At 70.5% G+C, this 4,366-nt stretch carries 6 protein-coding genes; 1 reads left to right on the top strand and 5 read right to left on the bottom strand.

The genetic code is table 11. The annotated features are described in order from the left end of the window. Together E4L98_RS22920 and E4L98_RS22915 are read right to left on the bottom strand one after the other, a co-directional pair. Window positions 1-246: helix-turn-helix domain-containing protein (locus tag E4L98_RS22920; protein ID WP_135203853.1), on the bottom strand; the 246-nt coding region annotated here is incomplete at its 3' end. Between the two features lie 42 nt (window positions 247-288). Then, a complete protein-coding gene (locus E4L98_RS22915; protein WP_135203852.1) occupies window positions 289-621 on the bottom strand; it encodes a hypothetical protein in 333 nt (110 codons plus the stop codon). 187 nt (window positions 622-808) lie between these two features. Here E4L98_RS22915 and E4L98_RS22910 point away from each other — a divergent pair, with 187 nt between their 5' ends. Next, complete coding sequence (locus E4L98_RS22910) at window positions 809-1,879, top strand: flavodoxin family protein (protein ID WP_135203851.1); 1,071 nt, start codon at window positions 809-811, stop codon at window positions 1,877-1,879. Window positions 1,880-1,978: 99 nt separating this feature from the next. Here E4L98_RS22910 and E4L98_RS22905 read toward each other — a convergent pair whose 3' ends face one another. From E4L98_RS22905 to E4L98_RS22895, 3 genes are all read right to left on the bottom strand, one after another. Continuing rightward, a complete protein-coding gene (locus E4L98_RS22905; RefSeq protein ID WP_135203850.1) occupies window positions 1,979-2,638 on the bottom strand; it encodes a class I SAM-dependent methyltransferase in 660 nt (219 codons plus the stop codon). A gap of 87 nt (window positions 2,639-2,725) precedes the next feature. Then, on the bottom strand, window positions 2,726-4,093 hold the full coding sequence (locus tag E4L98_RS22900) for an MFS transporter (protein WP_135203849.1): 1,368 nt from the start codon (window positions 4,091-4,093) through the stop codon (window positions 2,726-2,728). Between the two features lie 69 nt (window positions 4,094-4,162). Further along, window positions 4,163-4,366: Hpt domain-containing protein (locus tag E4L98_RS22895; protein ID WP_135203848.1), on the bottom strand; the 204-nt coding region annotated here is incomplete at its 5' end.

The raw sequence follows: 4,366 nt of genomic DNA, 5'->3' as shown, positions 1-4,366 counted from the left end.
CCCCGGCCCGCGGGGGCTGGCCCGCGCGTCCGCACCGCCCTTGTCCTCGAACAGCGCGGCCAGCGCCACGCCGAGCGCGCTGGCCAGCTTGTCCAGCACGGCGGCGGTGGGGCTGCTCTCGCCGCGCTCGATCAGCGAGATATTGGAGCGGCTGACGCCGCTGCGCGCGGCCAGGGCTTCGAGCGACAGGTGCTGCGCGTCGCGCAGGGCCCGCACGCGGCGGGCGATCAACAGGTGGATGTCCATGGAATCCATTTTACAGGAATTCCATGTCCAGTAAACTGGAAATCAGCGTGACGGCTTGTTGGTCCGGGTATAGTCGTCGGCGCGGGCGCCGGCGGTCTGGTCGCGGTGGGTGGCGGCCTTGGCCGCATCCTCGGCGCTTTGCTGGTTGCGCTCGCTGGCGCGGTTCTGGTTGTCCTGGCGCAGCGTCTGTTCCGAGCGCGCCGGACTGCGGCCGCCCTGGTCCTGCTGCAGATTGTCGTTGCCGTACGGGGTGTCGTTGCCCGGATGGCCGACCGCGTGGTTGCCGCTGTCGGACATGCCCTCGTGCGCCGGATCGTAACCTTGCTGCGGCATGTTGGCGCCCGGTTTGAAGCCGCGTTGGTCTGGTTTGCCCATGATGCTCTCCTCGTGTCAGCGGGCGCGGAGTGCGCCCCGAGTGGTTATCCTAAGCCGCCCCGGCGGTCGAGTGCGTAGGCGCACGCGCCGCCGCCGTGTAGGACGCCGTGGATGAGCGCCTGCGTGCGTCAGCGTACAGTGCGGCGGCGCCGCCGCTGCCAAGCTGGCGCCCTACAAGGAGGATTTTATGACTGACGTCAGGCAAGGGCAGGCGCCGCCGAAGCTGGAGCGCGACGAATTCCATCTGCGCTTCATGCGCTCGTTCGAGGATCCCAGCTTCGCGCCGGTGCGCGCGGCGCTGGCGCAGGTGGAGGAGGTGGCGTGGCGCAACTATGACGCCAGCCGCAAGTCGCCCGTCACGCAGAAGGCCGGCCCGGAATTCGCCGATCCCGATTACGATCTGTCGGTGGAGTGGAAGGCCACGCGCGACCGCCTGCTCGAAGCCGAGCGGCGCCAGAAGGACCCGCAGACCCGTTCGCGCGTGCTGCTGATCATCGGCGCCGCGCGCAACGACGGCAGCTGCCCGGGCGAGATCTCCAAGACCTACCGCATGAGCCTGTGGGCGCGCGCCGCGCTGGAGGAGGCCGACATCGAGGTCGACGTGCTCGACCTCAGCCGGCTGATTTCCGATTACGACCGCCACATCCACCCGTGCAAGGGCTGCGTCTCGACCGCCATGCCGCTGTGCCACTGGCCGTGCAGCTGCTATCCCAACCACGGCGCGCGCCAGACCAACGACTGGATGGCCGAGATCTACGAGCAATGGGTGGCCGCGCACGGCGTCATCATCCTGACGCCGACCTACTGGTACCAGGCGCCGTCGGTGCTGAAGCTGATGATCGACCGGCTGGTCTGCGCCGACGGCGGCAACCCCGATCCGACCACTACCCACGGCAAGAAGGCGGCCGAGGCCAAGCAGATCGAGCAGCGCGGCTGGGATTATCCCAAGCACCTGGCCGGCCGCGCCTACGGGCTGGTGGTGCACGGCGACGTGGCCGGGGTCGAAAGTCTGCGCCGCAACCTGGCCGACTGGCTGGACTGGATGGGCCTGATCGACGCCGGCCGGCAGTCGGCGCTCGACCGTTATCTCGGCTATTACGAGTCGTACGCGGACAGCCATCAGCACCTCGACCGCGATGAACCGTTCCAGCAGGAGGTGGCCAACGTGGCGCGCGCGGTGGCGGCGGCGGTGGGCCAGCTGCGCAGCGGCTGGCTCAGCAAGCCGGACGCGGCGATCCCGCCGGTGCGGCCGAAATAGGGCCGCGGCCCGCCCGCCGCGCCGCATCCGGCCATTGATTCGCATCCGATCGACTGTCCGAATGTCGGCTCTGACCCCGACTGTTCAGCTCGGGCGGCGTCAGCGGCGGCGCGCCAGCGTCAGGCCGTCGCTGAGCGGCAGCAGTGACAAGTCGATGCGCTCGTCCTGGCGCAGCTTGATGTTGAGCGCCTGGATCGCCGCCGTGTCGGCGTTGTCGGCGCGCGCGGTGACCTTGCCCTCGCGCAGCGTGTTGTCGAGCAGGATCAGCCCGCCCGGCCGCACCAGCTGCAAGCAGCATTCGTAATACGCGTCGTAGCCGGTCTTGTCGGCGTCGATGAAGGCGAAATCGTACAGCCCGGCCTCGCCGTCGTGCAGGTGCGCGCGCAAGGTCTCCAGCGCCGGCCCCAGCCGCAGGTCGATCTTGTCGGCCACCCCGGCCTGTGCCCAGTAGCGGCGCGCGATGTCGGTGTATTCGGCGCTGAGGTCGCAGGCCAGCAGGCGCCCCTGCGGCGGCAGCGCCAGCGCCACCGCCAGCGCGCTGTAGCCGGTGAACACGCCCACCTCGATGGCGTTGGTGGCGCCCATCAGCTTCACCAGCAAGGCCATGAACTGGCCCTGTTCCGGCGAAATCTGCATGCTGGCGCGTTCGTGGCCACGCGTGGCCTCGCGCAGGGCGCTTTGCGCCGGCTGCTCGCGCAGCGAGTGCGCCAGCACGTAGTCGTACAGGGTGTCGGTCAGGTTGAGCGTGCGGTTGGACATGCGGCGGTCTCCCTCGTGGCGATGGCGGACAGTGTAACAGTCCTGGCGCCGGGCCGGCAGACGATAGCGCGCCGCGGCGCGCCCACGCTAGGGCTGCTGGCGCACCACCAGCCGCGCGAAGCTGGCGGCCGAGGCCACCGCGGCGAACACCGCGCCCAGCATCAGCGCATAGCGGGTGCCGTGGCTCGACGACAGGGTGAAGCAATACGCCACCAGCGCCGCGCCGCTGGCCTGGCCGATCAGGCGCGCGGTGGCGACAATGCCGCTGGCGCCGCCCGCGCGCGACGGCGGCGCACTGCTCATGATGGCTTTCAAATTGGGTGCCTGGAAAAAGCCGAAGCCGATGCCGCACCACGCCATGCGCCAGCCGATGTCGAACGGCGTCGGCGCCGCCGGCAGCAGCAGCAGCGAGGCCATGCCGCCCGACAGCAGCGCCAGGCCGATGCCGCCCAGCACGCCCGGCGAATAGCGGTCGCTCAGGCGGCCGGCGATCGGCGCCATCACCGCCACCAGCGCCGCCCACGGCGTCATCAAAAAGCCGGTCTCGATCGGCGAGCGGCCCAGCGTGGTCTCGAAATAAAACGGCAGCGACACGAACGCCAGCGACTGCGTGGCAAAAGTGCACACCGCCGTCAGCGCCGACAGGGTGAACAGCGGCCGCTTGAACAGGTCGACCGGCAGCATCGGCGCGCTGTGGCCGGCCTGGCGCCGCAGCAGCAGCGCGAACAGGATCAGCGTGCCCAGCGCCTCGGGCAGCAGCTGGCGCCAGCCGACCAGGTGGGCGGCGTCGCCGAAGGTCAGGATCAGCAGGCCGAAGGCGAACACGTTGAGCAGCGCGGTGGGGGCGTCGATCGTGTGGCCGGCGCGCTCCGTGTGCGGCAGCGAGCGGCGCGCCAGCCACACCGCGCCCACCCCCAGCGGCACGTTGATGGCGAACAACCACGGCCACGGCGCCACCGCCAGGATCAGCGAGGCGGCCGTCGGCCCGACCGCGAACGCCACCGCCACCACCAGCGAATTGAAGCCGAAGCCGCGCCCCTGCAGCGCGGCCGGGAAGATGGCGCGCAGCAGCGCGGTGTTGACGCCCATCAGCGCGGCGCCGCCGATGCCCTGGAACAGTCGCGCCACCACCAGCAGCGGCAGCGACCACGCCAGCGCGCACGCCAGCGAGGCGGCCGTGAACAGCGCCAGGCCGAAGATCGCCACCCGGCGGTAGCCGGCCACCTCGCCCAGCGCGGCGAACGGCAGCAGCGTGGCCACCATGGCCAGCTGGTACACTTCGACGATCCAGACCGAGGCGGCGGGGGTGGTGCGCAACTGCTCGGCGATGGCCGGCAGCGCGGTGTTGGCGATTGCCGTGTCGAGCGAGGCCATGCCGACGCCGATGGCGACCGACAGCATGGCCAGCCCGCGCGCCCCGGGCGGCAGGCCATCGGCGCTGGTGGGTGTTGTCATGATATTCGATGCAGAGGGGAAACAGTCCGCTATTGTGGCGCAAAAACGCAATGTCTGCTGAAGTCGGGGTCAGACAGCGGCGGCGCGCAGGTCGCTGCAGGCCCGGTCCAGCGCCGCCTCGACCCCGGGCAACAGGTCGATCGCTTCCACCAGGTCGCCGGCCGCCGCGGCCGCCTCGAGTTCCTGACACAGCGTGTGCAGGTGGCCGGTGCTCAGGTAGCCGGCGCTGCCCTTCAGCGCGTGGATGGCGGCCGCGGCCGCGCTGCTGTTGCC

The organism is Duganella callida, from assembly GCF_004614165.1.
In the GTDB taxonomy this organism is placed as follows: domain Bacteria; phylum Pseudomonadota; class Gammaproteobacteria; order Burkholderiales; family Burkholderiaceae_D; genus Rugamonas; species Rugamonas callida.
The sequence above is the reverse complement of the archived record's forward strand: the minus strand, read 5'-3'. Positions and strand labels throughout refer to the sequence as shown.